Here is a 17,908-nt window from a genome sequence, read left to right as displayed (position 1 = left end):
CGGGGCGACCTGGCGTTCTCTCCGCGATCGCCCGACAGGCGCGACCTCACGCTTCGGGGCGAGTCGTGTCCACGGCCTGCCACCCGGAGCGCGGGCGGATCTGGCTCTGGGTGCGATAGTCCACGTCCGCGTAGGTCAGCGCACTGAACTCTTTGCGCTTCGGCCCCAAATAGCCGAACAGGAACGCGCCCACCTTGCGCATCTGGATTTCTTCCGTTCCCTCGGTGATCCGGTAGCGGCGATGATGACGGAAGATGTGCTCGAACGGCTTGTGCCGTGAATAGCCGATTCCGCCGTGGACCTGGATCGCCCGGTCCGCCGCTTCGCAGCACAGCCGGTTCGCCCAGTAATTGCACATCGAGACCTTGTCGGAAATCCGCTTCTCGACCTCCGGGTGCGACATCTGGTCCATCTCCCACGCGGTCTTGCGGATCAGCAGCCGCAGCATCTCGCACTGCGTGGCGAGCTCGACCAGCGGGAACTGGATCGCCTGGTTCCGGGCGAGCTCCTCGCCGAACGGCTGCCGGATGCGCGCGTAGCGCACCGATTCCTCGACGCAATAGACCGCCGCGCCGAGCGAACCGGCCGCCTGACGGATGCGGTTCTCGTGGACGAAGCTCTGCGCCAGCGGCAGCCCGTTGTCGAACGGTCCGAAGATCGCGCTTTCCGGCACCCAGACGTCCTTGAACGACACGCGCGGATGGTCGGTCGGCATGTTGTAGGTCCACAGATATTGCTCGACCTTGACGCCTTCGTCGTCGGCCGGGACCAGGAAGCAGGTAATGCCCTTGGCCGCGCCATCCTCGCCGCTGGTGCGCGCGAACAGCGCGCAGTGCGTGGCGACGTGCATGCCGGTCGTCCACATCTTCTCGCCGTTGAGCAGGTAACCGGGCACGCCGTTGCGCACCTCGGGCACGCCGCGCGTCTCCATATGCGTCGCGTCCGAGCCGTGATGCGGCTCGGTCAGCCCGAAGGTGATCCGGCGCGTGCCGTCGAACATGCCCTGGATGAACTCCGAGCGCTGCTCGTCCGTCCCGAAATCGTCGAACATCTTCGCGAACGGGTTGTTGGCGACGATCGAATGCTCGGTCTGCTGATCGTAGTGGAGCCCCAGCCCCTTGGCGGCGAGATATTCGCGGATGACCGTCATCCACAGGTTCGATCCGCCCTTGCCGCCGAACTTGGGATCCATCGCGAAGCGCAGGTGGCCGGCGCGGTCGGCGCGACGCTTGGCTTCGCGCATCAGCTCCTCCCACTCGGGCCGCGGCAATCCGTCGTTCTCGAAATCGGTGCGAGCCCATTCGCGCCGGTGATCGAAGAACCGGACGTTGTCGTCCTGATCCTCGAGCGGCTTGATCTCGGCCTCGATGAAGGCGTCGAGTTCCTTGAGATAGTCGCGCAGCTCCTGCGGAAGTTCGAAGTCCATCAGCTCTCTCCATCAATCGCGTCGCGATCGTTCGCCGCGCGCAGGTAGGTTTCGTACTTGGGTTGATCGATCGCCAGCGTGTCGATGGTGGTCGCCCAGAGGTGCGCGACCAGTCGCTCGTCGTCACGGGCGATCGCGCCGGTGCGGATCGCGGCGCACAGCGCCTCATTGAGCTCAGCCGTCTCGCCCGACCGCGCGAGCAGCGCCGTCAGCCGATCGTGCTCGCGCGCCTGCGCGGACGCGCCGGACGCCAGCTCGCGGCGGCAGATGTCGAGCACGTTGCCCGCGACCCGGGCGTGAAAGGCGAGCCGCCCGTCGAGCGCGGGCAGCACCTCACGGCGCAGGAAATCCGCCACCGCCTCGATCAGCTCGAGCGCCTGCGGTTCCTCACGCATGGCGCATCCCCGTCAGCGGCGCGAGGATGGCGAGCAGGTCGATCTCGGTCTCCGAGGCGCGCCGACCGATCGCCGCGCGCTCGACCGAGCGGTCGCCCGCCTGGAACTCGCGCGCCATCATCGCGCACGAAAGCCCCCAGCGCAGCGTGCCGAGCACCTCGTGGAAGCGCACCCGATCGGCGTCGGGCCTTACACCGCTCGCCGCCTCGTAGCCGTCGAACAAGTCCTCGCGCGCGCCGAACCCGCCGACCGGCCGATCGATCGCGCCGAACCGCCAGGAGGTGACGCAGAGCCATCCGAGATCCGCCATCGGATCGCCGCGGTGGACGACTTCCCAGTCGAGCACCGCGCGCAGCCCGTCCGCGTCGACGAGGATGTTGCCGTTGCGGAGGTCGCCGTGGACGACGCACGCCCTGGTCGGCTCCGGCGGGCGATGCTCGGCGAGCCAGCGCAGACTCCACTCGACCACCGGGCGCGCGAGGCCGTTCGCGCGATATTGCTGCTCTGCGCCCTCGAGTGCCGCGGCCACGCCGCCTTCGCGTAAGGGCGCTCCGGCGGGATCGAGCGCGTGGATCCGCGCCGCCGCCTCGCCGAGTTGAAACGCGAGCCGTTCGCGCGCGCGGGCGTATTCGGCGTTGCGCAGGATGCGACGCGCCAGCGATTCGCCCTCGACGTGCGACATCAGGTAACCGGCGCCGAGCCCGTCGCCCTCGCCGAGAACCTCGACGATGTCGGGTACCGGCACGCCCGCGCGGCCCCCGCGCGCGATCATCTCGGCCTCCAGCCACATCGGCGTCGCCGACGGGCGCGGCCGAAGACCCGGCGGGTTCCGGCGCAGGATGAGCCGGCGCCGCACGTCGCGGTCGACGACGGTGAACGCCCAGATCTCCTGGCTCGCCCCGGCCGAAAGGCGCCGCAGCGAGTCGATCCGCGCCGCGGGCCCGAACCGGCGAGCGGCCAGACGCATCAAGCCTTCGGCCGGATCGCCGGCATCGATGCGCTCGCTGGCAAGTGCGTTCACGCGACTCCCTCCTCGTCCGTCCGTGTCGCGAATCGAGCGTCACGACACAAGAGAAAATAGACGCTGTTATAACGGACTGGCCGATGCACTCCGTGTGCTTAGCGGTCCATGCCGCCCCTCGGCGGTCGCCCGCTTGCGCCGATAAATGGAACTTGTTATACATCTTTCCGGCTGATGCGGGCGACGATCGATCGTCCTCACGGCTTAGGAGAAAGCCCGGGCGGGGGTTCAGACGAGCCCTTCGGACGCGCTTGGACGCCGTCTTGAGCGGCAGGGGAGGATCGATGAAGGGCTTGACCTCGGCGCTTGCGGGCGCGTCACTGCTTTCGCTGGCGGTCGCCCTGCCGGCCGTCGCCCAGACCGGAGATGCGAACCCGCCTGCGGCGACCTCCGGTCCGCCGCAAGCGGCAGGTCCCGACGGCGCCGGCACCATCCCCGACGTGATCGTCACCGCCGAAAAGCGGGAGCAGCGGATCAACGATGTCGGCATGTCGATCTCGGTGCAAAGTGGCGAACAGCTGACCCAGCTGGGCATCACCGACACCGCCAGCCTGGCCAAGGTGACGCCCGGACTGAACTTCACGCCCAGCGCCTACGGCACGCCGATCTACACCATCCGAGGCGTGGGTTTTCAGGACACCTCGCTCGCCGCCAGCCCCACCGTCAGCATCTATACCGATGAAACGCCGCTGCCGTTCTCGATCACGACGATCGGTGCGGCGCTGGACGTCCAGCGCGTCGAAGTGCTCAAGGGACCGCAGGGGATCCTGTTCGGTCAGAACGCGACCGGCGGCGCCATCAACTACGTCGCCAACAAGCCGGGCGACCATCTGGAGATGGGGGTGGACGCGAGCTACGGCCGGTTCGACCAGCTCGACATCCAGGCGTTCATCTCTACCCCGCTCACCGACACGCTGGGGATCCGGGTCGCGGGCCGGCGGCAGTCGATGAGCGACTGGCAGCGCGGCTACACCACGCCGATCTCCTCCGGGCAGCAGGACCTGTGGATCGGGCGCGCGATCCTGGAGTGGCGGCCGACGGCGGCGTTCCGGGCGATGCTGAACGTCAACGGCTGGAAGGATCGCAGCGACACGCAGGTTCCGCAATTCTACGGCATCATCCCGCTCAACCCGACGAACGGGGTCGATCCGCGTCTCCTCGCCTATCCGCTCGCCCCGCATGACCCGCGCGCCGCCGATCGCAGCGCGTGCATCAACAATTCGCCGTTCAACGAGCCGTTCAACGCGATCCCGCCGCCGTACGGCTACGACCCGTCCCGGCCGAGCACCGCGACCAACTGCACCAGCCTCGCTCGCGACAACAGTTTCTTCAACGCCTCGCTGCGGCTCGAATATGACATCGCCGACGACATAACGCTGACCTCGCTGACCGCCTACGAGCATTTCGACCGCTCCCAGCCGGTCGAAGGGGACGGCGTCGTCTATCAGAACTACGAATCGCAGCAGCGCGGCTACACGGACACCGTGTTCCAGGAACTACGGCTGTCGGGCAGCTTCGGCGGGCAGGGCAGCTGGATCGCCGGCGGCAATTTCGAACACGACAAGACCTACGACAATTTCCTCCAGAGCTACGGCGGCTCCAGCGCCGTGCCGACGCTCGGCATCCTGCTCGGGCCGACCAATCCGCAGAACCGTCAGACGACCAAGACCTACGCCGGGTTCGCCAACGTCGAATATCCGATCCTGCCCAATCTGACCGCGCATGCGGGTGTCCGCTACACCGAGGTCGACAAGGACTATCGCGGTTGCGCGCACGATTCGGGAGACGGCACCTGGTCGGCGGCGTCGAAGGTGATCCAGAACCTGCTCGCCTTCGTGAACGGCTCGATCACCGCCGAGCAGTTCGCCGCCGGCGACGGCCCCGGCATCGATCCGGGACCGGGCGCGTGCGCGACCACCGGCCCGGGCCCGACCTTCAATCCCGCCTCGCCCGACTTCACCGAGAAACTGTACCAGGACAATGTCTCGTTCCGCGCGGGCGTCGACTGGAAGGTGGTGCCCGGCACCTTGCTCTACGCGAACGTCAGCCGCGGCTACAAGGCCGGAGGCTTTCCCACCGTCGCGACCTCCTCGTCGACTCAGCTCACCCCCGCGGTGCAGGAGGAACTGCTCGCCTACGAAGCCGGCTTCAAATCGTCGCTGCTCGGACGCCGGCTCCAGCTGAACGGCGCCTTCTTCTATTACGACTACACCAACAAGCAGATCCTCGGCAGCCTGAACGACGTCGTGTTCGGGGCGCTGCCGGCGCTCGTGAACGTTCCCAAGTCGGAGGTGATCGGGTTCGAGCTCTCCGGCGTGGCGACCCCGACGGACGGGCTGACGCTGTCCTCCGGCGTCAGCTACGCCAAGAGCCGGGTGATCGGCGACTATTTCAATTTCGACCCGTTCACCCCGACGCCGGTCAACTTCAAGGACGAGCCGTTCCCCAACTCTCCGCCCTGGACCGCTTACGGCGACGTTCAGTACGAGGTCCCGATCTCGGCGCAGATCAAGGGCTTCCTCGGCGGAACGGTGAACTACCAGAGCAGCACCCGCCAGTTCTTCTACGATCAGGGTCCCAACCCGGCCCAGTCGCGCGACATCCTGCGCATCCCGGCGCGCACCCTGCTCGATCTGCGCGCAGGGATCGAAAGCGGCCCCTGGCGCCTGTCGGCCTATGTGCGGAACGTGACCGACGAATGGTATTGGACGCAAGCGGTCCACACCAACGACATTCTGGGGCGCTATACGGGAATGCCGCGGACGTACGGCGTGACGGTGAGCTGGCGCTACTGAGCCGCCGAGCGGTCGCAGACGGCCGCTCCGCCGGGACGTCCTGTCGCCGCGGCGGGACCGAGATCCAATCAGGAGGAAACGCCGCCGTGTCGATCGATTTCGAGATCCCCGCCGACGCCGCCGCGGTGCGCGAACAGGTGCGCCATTGGGTCCGGGACGAGTGCAAGCCCGCCGAGGACCGTCTGGCCGCCGGCGAGGACTTCAAGACGGTGCTGGCGGAGCTGCGCGCCAAGGCGCGCGCGCAGGGGCTCTGGTGTCCGTTCATCCCGCGCGAACATGGCGGCATGGGGCTCGGCCCGCTCGCCAACGCGCTGGTCCAGATGGAGCTCGGCGAAAGCCACCTGGGCGCGCTTTCGATGAACACGCAAGGTCCCGACGACGCGACCATGCTGACGCTGCTGGCGCACGGCACCGACGATCAGAAGGAACGCTTCCTCAAGCCGCTGCTCGCGGGCGAAAAGCGCATCTGCTATTCGATGACCGAAAAGGCGGCGGGCGCCGACGCGACCGGGATGCAGACCCGCGCGGTGAAGGACGGCAACGCCAATTACGTGCTCAACGGGGAGAAGTGGTTCTCCTCCGCCGCGAGCGTCGCCGACATCGCGCTGGTGATGGCGATGACCGATCCCGATGCGCCGCGCCACCAGCGGTATTCCACCTTCATCGTCGAACTGCCGAACCCCGGCTACCGGATCGTGCGCGACATCCCGACGATGGCGGTCCACGGGCGGCTGACCGACGTGCTGGGCGGCGGCCATTCCGAAATCGAGATCACCGATCTGGTGGTCCCGGCGACCAACCTCCTGGGCGGCGAGGGCAACGGCTTCGCCATGGGGCAGCACCGGCTCGCCTATGGCCGGCTCCGCCACGGGATGCACAACGTGTCGATGGCGCAGCGCGCGCTCGATCTCGCGACGGCGCACGTCATCCAGCGCGAGACCTTCGGCAAAAAGCTGTCGGAGCGGCAGGGCGTCCAGTGGATGCTCGCCGACTGCGCCGCCGAACTCTACAAGGCGCGGCTCATGCTGCTCCACATCGCCTACAAGGCGGAGCGCGGCGAGGATCTGCGCCAGGAGAACTCGATCGCGAAGGTGTTCCTGGCGAACATGGTCCACCAGGTGGTGGACACCGCCATCCAGCTGCACGGTGCGCTCGGCTTCAGCCTCGATACGCCCCTCGCGGCCTGGTACACGGGCATCCGCTCGCAGCGGCTGGTCGACGGGCCGGACGAGGTCCACCGCTGGACGGTCGGCCGCAACGTCATCAAGGCGTTCGAGCGCGACGGCACCACCGCCGCGGCCTGCGGCGGGGCGCTTCTCTGAAACCGGATCGTCGAACGGGTCCCGCCCGGCGGGCGCGGCGGAGGAGAGCAGGATGAGCGGACGCACGGTGTTGGTCTGCGGCGCGAGCGGCGTCATCGGTCAGGCGGTCTGCGAGCGGTTCGCCGCCGCTCCCGACACCCGCGTCGTCGGCCTGTCGCGGCGCCCGCCGGTTCTGCGCGGCGGCCTGGCGGTCGAGCACCGTCCCGTCGACCTGCTCGACGCCGACGCTTGTCGCGACGCGGTGTCCGATCTCTCGGCGGTGACCCACCTCATCTACGCGGCCCTGTACGAGAAACCGGGCCTGGTCGCCGGCTGGTTCGAACAGGATCAGATGGACACCAACCTGCGCATGATGCGCAACCTGATGGACCCGCTGCTGACGGCCGCGCGCGGGCTCCGGCACGTCAGCGCGTTCCAGGGCACCAAGGCCTATGGCGCGCACCTCCACCGCATCGCCGTCCCCGCTCGCGAGGACCGCGAGCGCGACCCGCACGCCAATTTCTACTGGCTCCAGGAGGATGACCTGCGCGCCCGGCGCGCGCAGGCCGACTGGGCGCTGACGATCTGGCGGCCGCAGATCGTGTTCGGCACCGCGACCGGGGTCGCGATGAACGTGATCCCGGTGCTGGGCGCCTATGCCGCGATCTGTCGCGAGCTCGGCCGCCCGCTCGCCTTTCCGGGCCGGCCCGGCGGCGTCGGCGAAGCGGTCGACGCGGACCTGATCGCCCGCGCGCTCGACTGGGCGAGCCAAGCGCCCGCCGCGGGCGACCAGACGTTCAACATCACCAACGGCGACGTCTTCTCCTGGGACAACGTCTGGCCCGCGATCGCGCGCGCGGTCGATCTCGAGCCCGCGTTCGGCGAGCCCTTCTCGCTCGCGCGGTTCCTTGCAGATCATGCCGACGTCTGGGACCGGATCGTCGCGCGCGAGCATCTCCGGCCGCTGACGATCCCGGCGCTGGTCGGCGAATCGCACCATTATGCCGACCTGCTGTTCGGGGTTCACGCCCCGCCGGAGGCGACGCGCGAGCCGATCCTCGTCAGCACGATCAAGGTGCGCCAGGCGGGCTTCGGCGACTGCGAGGACACCGAGCGCATGTTCGCCCGGCTGCTCGGCAGACTGGCGGAGGAACGGATCGTTCCGGCGGTCCGGTCGGGGCGGGAGTGATGCGTTAGGATCTGCAACCGGGAAGGGAGAGGACGATGCTGCTGAGCGACGTGCCCGTGCTGGCGGCGCACCGTGCGCCGACGCGGGTGGCGGTGCGCCACGGCGAGCGCGAGCTGCGGTACGACGTGATGCGCGATCGCTGCCGGCAGCTCGCGAACACGCTGCTCGCTCATGGCGCGCCCGGCGACCGGGTGGCGATCCTCGCCGAGAACTGCCTCGAATACGCGCTTTGCTATTACGGCGTGCCGGGCGCGGGGATGACGCTGACCTTCCTCAACTATCGTCTCGCCGCCGCCGAACTCGCCTGGATCATCAACGACGCCGGGCCGCGGGTCCTGATCGTGCAGGACAGGTATCTGGGCGCGGTGCGCACGATCCGCGACCGGATCTCGTCGGTCGAGCGGCTGGTGGTGATCGGCGCGTCCGACGCGGAGGCGATCGGCTTCGACGCCTGGATCGCCGACGCACCGACGACCGAGCCGGCGACCCGGCCCGACGAGGAGTCGCTCGCCTGGCTGCTCTACACCTCGGGCACGACCGGGCTGCCGAAGGGGGCGATGCTGAGCCACCGCAACGTGATGGCGGCGGTCCTCAACAGCCTGGCCAGCTGGGATCGCGAGCCGGACTCGCACTATCTGCTGACGTTCCCGATGTACCACGTCGCCGGCTACGGCATGGTGGTCAACCACTGCCGCGCCGCCGAGCTGACGATCCTCCCCAGCTTCGATCCGGAAACGCTGTTCGGCCTGATCGAGCGTCACGCCATCACCGCCACCGCGGCCGCCCCGACGATGATCGCGATGCTGCTCGATCATCCCTCGATGCCGCGATACGATCTCTCCTCGCTCCGCAACGTCGGCTACGGGGCGTCGGCGATGCCCGCGGCGGTGCTGCTGCGCGCGCGGGAGAAGTGGCCGCAGGTGCGGTTCGGGACCGGCTTCGGCATGACCGAGCTCGCCGGCAACGTCATGGTGCTGACCGCCGACGAGCATGATCTCGCGATCGATGAAGGGCTGCCGATCCTCGCCTCCGTCGGGCGCCAGATGATGCTCGCGCGCGTCCGCGTGGTGGACGAGGCGATGCGCGACGTCGGGCCGGGGGTGGAGGGCGAGATCGTCGTCCAGGGCGATCAGGTCCTGCGCGGTTATTGGCGCAACCCGGAGGCGACCGCCAAGGCCTTCACCGACGGCTGGTTCCACACCGGCGACGTCGGCCGCTGGGACGAGAACCAGTATCTCACCATCGTCGATCGCAAGAAGGACATGATCGTGACTGGGGGCGAGAACGTCTATCCGCGCGAGGTGGAGGAGGCGCTCTATCGCCACCCGGCGGTGCTGGAGGCGGCGGTGATCGGTGCGCCCGACCCGGTCTGGGGCGAGAGCGTGGTCGCCGTGGTGACGCCGCGCGAGGGCGCCCGCCCCGCCGCCGCCGAGCTGATCGCCCATTGCCGCGACCATATCGCCAGCTACAAGAAGCCCAAGGCGGTCGCGTTCGTCGCCGAGCTGCCCAAGAACGCCTCCGGCAAGGTGCTGAAGCGGACTTTGCGCGAGATGCTCGCGGCCGGTGCGCTCGACCTCGATCGATGACGGGGATCGGCCGCCTCCCGATCGACCGCTCCTCCGGTCAGGCGGCCGTCCACCATGGATAGCCGCTCGGCATGTCCCGCGTCGGGCTTCCCTGAAACGCCGGTGCGCGCTTTTCGAGGAACGCCGCCACGCCCTCGCGCACGTCGGGCCCCGTGCCGAGGGCCAGCGCGAACGGGCCGTCGACCTTCAGCAGATCGAAGGGCAGCGGCGCGTTGCCGAACCGCCAGAGCAGCTGGCGCGTCAGCGCGATCGAGACGGGCGCGGTCGTCTCGGCGATCTCCAGCGCGATCTCGCGCGCGCGCGCGAGCAGCCGGTCGGGGGGCAGGACCTCGCTCACCAGGCCCCCGGCGAGCGCTTCCGCGGCGTCGAAGACCCGGCCCGAAAGGCACCAGCGCAGCGCCTGCGCAAGGCCGACGATCTGGGGCAGGAACCAGGCGCTCGCGGCTTCCGGCACCAGTCCCCGCCGCGCGAACACGAACCCGAAGCGGGCGGTCTCGGACGCGATCTTGATGTCGGTCGGCAGCGCCAGCGTCACGCCGACGCCCACCGCGGGTCCGTTGAACGCGGCGATCGTCGGCTTCGTCGAGTCGAACAGCGCGCCGATGAACCCCGCGCCGTCGCGATCCGCCCCCTCCTGCGACGCGCCGAAGTTCTTCGCGCCTTCGCCGCTCTGCGTATCGAAGCTGCCGGCGCCGGCCGAGATGTCGGCGCCGGCGCAGAAGCCGCGACCTTCGCCGGTCAGGATGACCGCGCGCACCGCATCGTCCGCGCTCGCCGCCCGCAGCGCCGCGGCGAGTTCGCGACCCATCCGGTTGGTGAAGGCGTTGAGCTTGTCGGGGCGGTTCAGCGTGACGGTCGCGACCGGGCCGTCGACCTCGTAGCGGATCTCTTGATAGGTCATCGCATCCCTCATGCGTTGAACGCGAGCTTGAGGCCGGGGCGCGGCCAGCGGCACTTGAACAGCTTGCCGGTGCCGGAGCAGGTCACCCAGGCGGTCCGCATGTCCTCGCCGCCGAAGCAGATGTTGGTGGTGATCGCATCGGGAAAGGCGAAATGTTCGAACGATCCGTCGCCGGGGTCGAAGGCGGTGATGCCGCCGTTGACGATCGTCGCGACGCAGATGTGCCCGTCGGCCTCGACCGCCAGGCTGTCGAACAGCTGGTATCCGGGCAGCGGCCCGAACACGCGCCCCGCCACCCACATGTCCTGCGGCGTCGCCAGCTCGCCCGGCCCGGCGATGTCGAACGCCCACAGCCGGCCGGTGTAGGTCTCGGCGACATAGACGGTGCCGCCGTCGGGCGAGAGCCCGCAGCCGTTCGGAGACACCATGCCTTCGCGCACCCGCGCGATGTGCGAGCCGTCCGGCCTTGCGTAGAGCAGGTGGCCCATCTGCATCGAGTCGCCGTTCGACTTGCCCAGATCGGTGAACCAGAAGCCGCCGCCCGCATCGAAGACCAGGTCGTTTGGCCCGCGCAAGGGGCGGCCGTCGCAGCTGTCGAAGACGGTCGTCACCGCGCCGCTCGTCAGATCGACGCGCTGGATCGACCCCGACGTGTAATCGTGCGGCGTACCGTGCGGCGCGAGCATTCCGTCCTCGCGTTCGATCCATTCGAAGCCGCCGTTGTTGGTGATGTAGGCCGCGCCGTCCGGTCCGATCGCCGCGCCGTTCGGCCCACCGCCCAGCTCGGCCACGATCTCCTGCGTGCCGTCGGGCTTCACGCGCGTCAGCGTCTGGCGCTTGATCTCGACCACCAGCACCGATCCGTCCGCCATCGCGATCGGACCCTCGGGGAACTGCAGTCCCTCGGTGACCAGCTCCATGTCCATCTCGGTCCTCTCCTCCGTTCGGGCCGCCCGATCGCTGGGCGTGCTCGCTTGCGTTGGTCGCGCCAAGGCGTGTAACCTGTTATAAGGATTTCGCCAAGCGCCGACGAGCGGGCGCTGCATGGGAGATGGACATGGCGACGCACCCCGATCCCGCGACGGCCTCGCGCCCCTGGCCCGCGCTCGACCTGCCGGAGACCTATCGCCGCCTCACCGCGCCCGGCGCGCCGTTCGCGATGACGGAGGTGGACGTCCGCGGCGTCCGCCTGCGCGCCTACGTCAACGCGCTCAACGATCTGCGCCAGGTGTTCGACATCGCCCGCGGCTGGGGCGAGCGCGAGTATCTGGTGTACGAGGACGAGCGGCAGACCTATGCGGCGCACTTCCGCGCCGCCGGCCGGCTCGGCCGCATCCTGGCCGAGCGGTACGGCGTGAAGAAAGGCGATCGCATCGCCATCGCGATGCGCAACCTGCCCGAATGGTCGCTCGCCTTTTGGGCCGGCGTGTCGATCGGCGCGGTGCTGACGCCGCTGAACGCCTGGGGCCTGGGCGACGAACTGGCCTATGGCATCACGAACTCGGGCGCGCGCGTGGCGTTCGTCGACGGCGAGCGCTTGTCGCGGCTCGCGCCGCATCTCGCCGATCTCGGGCTGGACCTGCTCGTGTCGACCCGCAGCGATGACGATCACGGCGCGGGCGCCACCCCGCTCGAGGCGCTGGTCGGCGCGCCCGCCGATTATGGCTCCCTCCCCGACGATCCGATGCCCGATCCCGGGATCGACACCGACGATCCCGCGACCATTCTCTACACCAGCGGCACCACCGGCCGGCCGAAGGGCGCGCTCGGGACCCATCGCAACGTGCTCAGCAACGTGATCTCGCTCGGCTTCAACGGCGCGCGCGCGGCCATCCGCCGCGGCGACCCGCTGCCGGTCCCCGACCCCGCCGCGCCGCAGCGGGTCAACCTGCTGCCCGTGCCGCTCTTCCACGTCACCGGCACCAACTCGATGATGGTGCCGAGCGTGCTCGCCGGCGCCAAGCTGGTGCTGATGCACAAGTGGAATCCCGAGCGCTTCCTGGAGCTGATCGAGCGCGAGCGCGTGAATTCGACGACGGGCGTCCCGGCGATGGTCTGGCAGGTCCTCGAATCGCCCGACTTCCATCGACGCGATCTGACGAGCCTCGACAGCTACGGCTATGGCGGGGCGGCGATCGCGCCCGAGCTGACCCTCAGGTTCGCCGAACTCTTTCCCTGGTTCGCCCCCGGCCAGGGTTACGGCGCGACCGAGACGTCCTCGGTATCGGTGGCGAACAGCGCCGAGGATTACCTGCGCCACCCCGACAGCGTCGGTGTCGCGGTGCCCGTCTGCGACGTGAAGGTGGTCGGCGACGACGGCAGCGCGCTTCCGCCCGGGGAAGCCGGCGAACTCTGGATCCGCGGCCCCAACGTCGTCGCCGGATATTGGAACAATCCCGACGCGACGGCCGCCAGCTTCACCGACGGTTGGTACCATACCGGCGACATCTGCCGGATCGACGACGAGGGCTTCGTCTATCTGCTCGACCGCGCCAAGGACATGCTGATCCGCGGTGGCGAGAACGTCTATTGCGTGGAGATCGAGGATGTGCTGGTCGCGCACCCGGCGGTGATCGACGCCGCCGTCGTCGGGCTGCCGCACCGCATCCTGGGCGAGGAGGTGGGCGCGCTGGTGCAGGTGAAGCCGGGGATGAGCGTGACCGAAGACGAGCTGAAGGCCCATGCCGGGCGCCTGCTCGCCCCGTTCAAGGTCCCCGTCCGGATCGACGTCCGGCACGCCGAGTTCCCGCGCAACGCCAGCGGGAAGACGTTGAAGCCCGTGCTGCGGGCCGAGCTGGTGTCGCTGCATGGCGGTTGATCCCGCCGACGTGCCGGAGCCCACGCCCGGCCGCCGCGAGACCGCCAAGGAGGAGCGCCGACAGCGCATCATCCAGGCCGCGCGCGAGCTGATCCGCGAGACGCACACCACCGGCCTGTCGATGCGCGAACTGGCGAAGCGCGCCGGGGTCAGCCTCGCGACGCCCTACAACCTGTTCGGCTCCAAGGGCGCAGTGGTTCTCGCGGTCCTTCAGGACGTGCGCGAATATCATCAGCGCTTCTCGGCACATTCGTCGCACGACGCCATTGCGCGCGTGTTCGAGGCGGTGGACCTCGCGCTCGAATATTATCTGAACGACCCCGATTTCTATAAGGTGCTGTGGAGCGAGGTGTTCGCCACGGCCAACGTGCGCGCCGCGATCTACAATCCTAAACGCGACGCCTTCTGGCTGGGGATCATGTCGAGCGCTTCGGCGGCGGGCGCGATCCAGCCGTCGATCGACGTCGGGCTCCTCCTCCACCAGCTGGATCATCAGTTCCGCTCGGTGATGCTCGACTGGGTGACCGGCGATCTCGCCTCCGAAGCACTCGGCCCCACCATCCGGCTCGGCTACGCTCTGATCCTGCTCGGCGCTGCGACACCCGGCTGGCGCGGTCCTCTAGAGGCGCGGGTCGCCGACTGCCAGGCGCGGATGCTGGACGCGGGGGTGGCGACCGCGCAGCGCTCGGTCATCCCCGGCTAGCGAGCGACACGGCGCTTGCCGCGCCTCCGACATTCCGACAGCCGCAGGCGGGCGCTTGCACGTCGCCAAAAACCCTATAACCTGTCCTAAAATGTTGGGTAGGGTTGTCATGCAAGAGGCGACGGCGCCGCTGCGCCCAATACGCGAAGGTCATGGGTTCGATGCGGCCGCGCTCGGGCACTGGATGGCGGAGCATGGCGTCGAGGTCCACCCTCCGGTGCGGGTCGACCAACTCGCAGGCGGCGCGTCCAATCCCACCTTCCTCGTGACGGATGCCGCGGGCCGCCGCTACGTGCTGCGCAAGAAACCGCCGGGCGCGCTGCTCGAGAGCGCGCATCAGGTCGATCGCGAGTACCGGGTCATGGCGGCGCTGCGCGGCACCGACGTGCCGGTCCCCCACGTCCGCGCGCTCTGCGACGATCCGGCGGTGATCGGCACCGCCTTCTACGTGATGGATTATCTCGACGGCCGCATCCTGCGCGATCCGCTGCTGGCGGGGCATAGCAGCGCGGAGCGGGCGGCGATCTACGATGAGCTCAATGCCGTGCTTGCGCGGCTTCACCGCGTCGATCACGAGGCGATCGGCCTGGGCGACTACGGCCGGCCCGGAAATTACTTCGGTCGCCAGATCGGGCGCTTCACCCGCCAGTATCGAGACGCCGAGACCGAGACGATCGCGCCGATGGAGCGCCTGATCGCGGTGCTGCCCGATCGCATCCCCGACGAGCCCTCGATCTCGATCGCCCACGGCGACTACCGGCTCGAGAACGTGATGTTCCACGCAACCGAGCCCCGCATCATCGGCGTGCTCGATTGGGAATTGTCGACGATCGGCCATCCGCTCGCCGACCTGGCCTACAATTGCATCTTCTACCATTCCGACGCCGCTCGCGCCGCCTTCGCCGACGGCGACGCGGCCGGGCTTCCGGACGAGGCCGCCTATGTCGCCGCTTACTGCCGGCGGACCGGCCGCGACCGCATCGCCGACTGGCCCTTCTACATGGCCTTCGCCACCTTCCGGCTCGCCTCGATCGCGCAGGGCGTCTACGCGCGCGCGCTCGCCGGCACCACGCCGACCGACGATTGGAAGGTCAACGGCGCGCCGGCGATGGCCGCGCTCAGCCTCGAGCTGCTGGAGGGACGGCGATGAGCGTCCGGTACGAGATCGCCGAGCACGTCGCGACCATCACGCTCGACCGGCCCGAGCGGCGCAATGCGCTTAACTACGACGCCTATGACCGGCTTGAGCGTGCGTTTCGCGACGCCACGGCCGACGATGAGGTGCGCTGCGTCATCGTGACTGGGGCCGACCCCGCCTTCTGCTCGGGCGACGACGTCGCCGAGATCATGGCCGGCCCGAACGCCGTCTCGCGTCAGCCCGCCGCCTCGTCCGTCACGCACACGCCGACGCCGGCGGCGATGGCCGCGCTCGACTGCGACAAGCCGGTGATCGCGGCAGTCAACGGCGCGGCGGTCGGCTGGGGCATGGAGCTCGCGCTCTACGCCGACATCCGGATCGCATCGGAGCGCGCCCGGTTCGCCGAGCTGTTCATCAAGCGCGGCCTGGTCTGTGACGTGGGCGGTTTCTACCGCTTGCCGTCGATCGTCGGCCCGGCGAAGGCGGCCGAGCTCCTCTTCACCGGCGACGTGATCGACGCCGCCGAAGCGCTCCGCATCGGCCTGGTCCGCGACGTCGTCCCCCACGCCGAGCTGATGACCGCCGCGCGCTCGCTGGCGACCCGCATCGCCGTCAATCCGCCGCTCGCGCTTAGAGCCATGAAGCGCGGTCTGCGCCGCGCCGCCGCGGGCGACGCCGCGGAACTCGGCGCGTGGGCGATCGGGACCATCCGCCGGCTGATGGAAACCGAGGACCACCGGGAAGGCGTCCGCAGCTTCTTCGAGAAACGGGAGCCGGTGTTCGTCGGCCGGTGAGGGCTCGCAGCGGGATCGCGGCTGGCACGAGGACCGGGGCGCCCCGATGCTCCACGCCGCGCCCGTGCCGATGGCGGCGACAACGCGGGCGATTCCCCACGCATCGCCCGACACCCTACAAACGTGATTTTCGTAGACGCCGTGGCGGTCTCGGGAGCCCCGGGGCGGGGTGGTGGTGCCCAGGGGCGGAGTCGAACCACCGACACGACGATTTTCAGTCGTCTGCTCTACCACTGAGCTACCCGGGCGCACGGCCTGCGAAGGCCGGAAGGCGCGCGTTACAGACGCGGGCGCAGGGTGTCCAGACGCAAAAAAGAGGGCCCGGAGCTTTCGCGCCGGGCCCAGGTCGTCCGCAGGAGGAACATGGTTCGGGAGCCGGCCGAAGCCGGCGCCCAATCTCGTCAATAATTGTAGGCGCGCTCACCGTGCTCGGCGACGTCGAGCCCCTCGTGCTCGATCTCGGCCGTCGGGCGGATGCCGATGGTGTACTTGAGCGCGAGGAACAGCACCGCGGAGACGCCACCCGACCAGACCAGCGTCAGCAACACCGCCTGGAGTTGGACCAGCAGCTGCGCCGAGATGCTGTACGCCTCGGGCGTGATCGCGACCGCGGGGAACTTCGTGTAGTCGAAATAGCCCTGCCCGCCCAGCTTGGGGTCGGCGACGATCGCGGTGCCCAGCGCGCCGACGATCCCGCCGACGCAGTGGACGCCGAACACGTCGAGCGAATCGTCGTACTTGAGCGCCTTCTTCACCGTGGTGACGAAGAGGAAGCAGATCGGCGACACCACGAAGCCGAGCACAATCGCGGTCATCGGCGCCGCGAAGCCCGACGCCGGGGTGATCGCGACGAGCCCCGCCACCGCGCCGGTGACCGCGCCGAGCAGCGACGGCTTCTTGTGGACGACCTGCTCGATCAGCGCCCAGCTGACCGCCGCCGCCGCGGTCGCGACATAGGTGTTGACGAAGGCAACCGCGGTGACGCCGTTCGCCTCCAGGTTGGACCCCGCGTTGAAGCCGAACCAGCCGACCCACAGAAGGCTGGCGCCGATCATCGTCATGGTCAGCGAGTGCGGCGGCATCGGTTCCTTGTTGAAGCCCAGCCGCGGGCCGATGACGAGGCAGCCGACCAGCCCGGCGATCCCGGCGTTGATGTGGACGACGGTGCCGCCCGCGAAATCGAGCGCGCCCTTGAGGAACAGATAGCCGCCGTCGGTCGGCGCGTCGGGCAGGAAATCCGGGCCCGCCCAGTACCAGACCATGTGCGCGATCGGGAAATAGACGATCGTCATCCACGCCACCATGAAGATCATCAGCGGCGTGAAGCGCACCCGCTCCGCGAACGCGCCGACGATCAGCGCCGGGGTGATGCAGGCGAAGGTCATCTGGAACGTCACATAGGCGAGCTCGGGAATGTAGACGTTGTTCGAGAAGGTCGCGGCGAGCGTGGTCCCGTCGACGCCCTTGAGGAAGGCCTTGGACAGCCCGCCGAAGAAATGGTTCTCGCCGCCGCTGGTGAAGGCCATCGAATAGCCCCACGACACCCAGACGAGCGTCGCGATGCAGACGATCATCATCACCTGCATGAGGACGCTGAGCATGTTCTTGGTGCGGACCAGCCCGCCGTAGAACAGCGCCAGGCCCGGCACCGACATCATCAGCACCAAGGCCGACGAGATCAGCATCCAGGTCGTGTCGCCCTTGTTGACCATGCCTGCCATCGCGGCGGCGGCAGGCGCCTTGACCGGGCCCGCCGCGGCCTGCGCCCAGGCCGGGAGCGCGGCGACGGCGAGCGCACCCGCGGCCGCCAGCGCCGACATCTTCGTTGCTTGCTTCATTCC

14 protein-coding genes and 1 tRNA gene are annotated in these 17,908 nt (G+C 69.0%); 8 read left to right on the top strand and 7 right to left on the bottom strand.

The annotated features are described in order from the left end of the window. Positions 1-46: 46 nt before the first annotated feature. From AC4GYY_RS09740 to AC4GYY_RS09730, 3 genes are read right to left on the bottom strand one after another with little or no spacing between them, the layout of a single operon-like run. Positions 47-1,426 (bottom strand): acyl-CoA dehydrogenase family protein, encoded by a 1,380-nt coding sequence (locus AC4GYY_RS09740; protein ID WP_491120126.1) that lies wholly within the window; start codon positions 1,424-1,426, stop codon positions 47-49. Next, positions 1,426-1,821, bottom strand: a complete 396-nt coding sequence (locus AC4GYY_RS09735) for a DUF6285 domain-containing protein (RefSeq protein ID WP_491120124.1) — start codon at positions 1,819-1,821, stop codon at positions 1,426-1,428. Before AC4GYY_RS09735 ends, AC4GYY_RS09740 begins: the two co-directional genes overlap by 1 nt. Continuing rightward, positions 1,814-2,842, bottom strand: coding sequence for a phosphotransferase family protein (locus tag AC4GYY_RS09730; RefSeq protein ID WP_491120122.1), 1,029 nt, complete (start codon positions 2,840-2,842; stop codon positions 1,814-1,816). The genes AC4GYY_RS09735 and AC4GYY_RS09730 overlap by 8 nt, the downstream gene beginning before the upstream one ends. A 284-nt stretch (positions 2,843-3,126) precedes the next feature. Between AC4GYY_RS09730 and AC4GYY_RS09725 the strand changes: the two genes are divergently transcribed. From AC4GYY_RS09725 to AC4GYY_RS09710, 4 genes are all read left to right on the top strand, one after another. Beyond that, positions 3,127-5,637: a TonB-dependent receptor gene (locus AC4GYY_RS09725; protein ID WP_491120120.1), complete on the top strand. Its 2,511-nt coding sequence runs from the start codon at positions 3,127-3,129 to the stop codon at positions 5,635-5,637. Positions 5,638-5,723: 86 nt separating this feature from the next. Beyond that, a complete protein-coding gene (locus AC4GYY_RS09720; RefSeq protein WP_491120118.1) occupies positions 5,724-6,959 on the top strand; it encodes an acyl-CoA dehydrogenase family protein in 1,236 nt (411 codons plus the stop codon). Between the two features lie 52 nt (positions 6,960-7,011). Then, positions 7,012-8,127, top strand: a complete 1,116-nt coding sequence (locus AC4GYY_RS09715) for an SDR family oxidoreductase (RefSeq protein ID WP_491120116.1) — start codon at positions 7,012-7,014, stop codon at positions 8,125-8,127. A 35-nt stretch (positions 8,128-8,162) separates the two neighbouring features. Continuing rightward, positions 8,163-9,713, top strand: coding sequence for a long-chain-fatty-acid--CoA ligase (locus tag AC4GYY_RS09710; RefSeq protein ID WP_491120115.1), 1,551 nt, complete (start codon positions 8,163-8,165; stop codon positions 9,711-9,713). A gap of 37 nt (positions 9,714-9,750) precedes the next feature. On the opposite strand, the gene AC4GYY_RS09705 is transcribed toward AC4GYY_RS09710, so the two are convergent. Then, positions 9,751-10,614 (bottom strand): enoyl-CoA hydratase-related protein, encoded by an 864-nt coding sequence (locus AC4GYY_RS09705; RefSeq protein WP_491120113.1) that lies wholly within the window; start codon positions 10,612-10,614, stop codon positions 9,751-9,753. Between the two features lie 8 nt (positions 10,615-10,622). Next, on the bottom strand, positions 10,623-11,540 hold the full coding sequence (locus AC4GYY_RS09700; protein ID WP_491120111.1) for an SMP-30/gluconolactonase/LRE family protein: 918 nt from the start codon (positions 11,538-11,540) through the stop codon (positions 10,623-10,625). Between the two features lie 131 nt (positions 11,541-11,671). On the opposite strand from AC4GYY_RS09700, the gene AC4GYY_RS09695 reads away from it, so the two are divergent. From AC4GYY_RS09695 to AC4GYY_RS09680, 4 genes are all read left to right on the top strand, one after another. Next, positions 11,672-13,432, top strand: a complete 1,761-nt coding sequence (locus AC4GYY_RS09695; RefSeq protein ID WP_491120109.1) for a class I adenylate-forming enzyme family protein — start codon at positions 11,672-11,674, stop codon at positions 13,430-13,432. Further along, positions 13,422-14,135: a TetR/AcrR family transcriptional regulator gene (locus AC4GYY_RS09690; RefSeq protein WP_491120107.1), complete on the top strand. Its 714-nt coding sequence runs from the start codon at positions 13,422-13,424 to the stop codon at positions 14,133-14,135. The genes AC4GYY_RS09695 and AC4GYY_RS09690 overlap by 11 nt, the downstream gene beginning before the upstream one ends. Before the next feature lie 109 nt (positions 14,136-14,244). Next, on the top strand, positions 14,245-15,285 hold the full coding sequence (locus AC4GYY_RS09685; protein WP_491120105.1) for a phosphotransferase family protein: 1,041 nt from the start codon (positions 14,245-14,247) through the stop codon (positions 15,283-15,285). Then, positions 15,282-16,067 carry an enoyl-CoA hydratase/isomerase family protein gene (locus tag AC4GYY_RS09680; RefSeq protein ID WP_491120103.1) on the top strand — a complete coding sequence of 262 codons (786 nt, stop codon included), beginning with the start codon at positions 15,282-15,284 and terminating at the stop codon, positions 16,065-16,067. Before AC4GYY_RS09685 ends, AC4GYY_RS09680 begins: the two co-directional genes overlap by 4 nt. A 173-nt stretch (positions 16,068-16,240) precedes the next feature. On the opposite strand, the gene AC4GYY_RS09675 is transcribed toward AC4GYY_RS09680, so the two are convergent. Continuing rightward, positions 16,241-16,315 (bottom strand) — tRNA-Phe (locus tag AC4GYY_RS09675). 153 nt (positions 16,316-16,468) lie between these two features. Beyond that, entirely contained in the window at positions 16,469-17,905 is a 1,437-nt protein-coding gene (locus AC4GYY_RS09670) for an ammonium transporter (protein ID WP_491120101.1), read from the bottom strand. Between the last annotated feature and the right edge of the window lie 3 nt (positions 17,906-17,908).

The sequence above is a fragment of the Sphingomonas sp. SP6 genome (assembly GCF_058313435.1).
The sequence above is the reverse complement of the archived record's forward strand: the minus strand, read 5'-3'. Positions and strand labels throughout refer to the sequence as shown.